Raw genomic sequence first — 559 nt, forward strand, 5'->3', positions numbered from 1 at the left:
CTTATTGAAAAGGTCGCCCCGACCCATATTGCGCTAGAGAACTCTCTAATCACTCATCTCTCCGATGAAGAGCGCCATATCTTTATTAAGCTTCTTAAAAAGACCCTATATCATGCAGAGAAGATGAGTTAATAACGATCAATCTTCAAAAAGACCGAATAGCACCTCACACTCTTCTCTCTCTCTTTTCGACTCTCTACTTCTTAAAATGAAGCAATGGAGCGGGATCTTTCGCTAAGAGATCCCCAGCTTCTGGCTCTGTAATATCATAGATGCCATATCCTAGCGCCTCGATAAATTGCACCGCGCCCTTATTCTCACGATAGAGATCGATATAACTTGCGCCATTCGCTTCTGCCGCTTGCATCAAAGCAGTACCAATACCTAATCGAATCCACTCTTTATCCACCACAATACGCTCAACAGCATCCTCTTCAATAGCGACAACGCCAATTAATTCACCATCACAATAGGCGCCTAGTAATATGGATATTTCACTCAAAAGCGCGATTGTCTCTGCATCAGTTGCAGGATAGAGCGGCTTTTGAACTGCGTTATT

The 559-nt window shown here is 43.3% G+C and carries 1 protein-coding gene; it reads right to left on the minus strand.

The window, feature by feature from the left end:
• Positions 1–196: 196 nt before the first annotated feature.
• Positions 197–559 (minus strand): GNAT family N-acetyltransferase (locus FK530_RS27655; RefSeq protein ID WP_146489505.1); only part of this gene is annotated, 363 nt, incomplete at its 5' end.

It is taken from the genome of Tsukamurella conjunctivitidis, from assembly GCF_007858475.1.
Classification (GTDB): domain Bacteria; phylum Actinomycetota; class Actinomycetes; order Mycobacteriales; family Mycobacteriaceae; genus Tsukamurella; species Tsukamurella conjunctivitidis.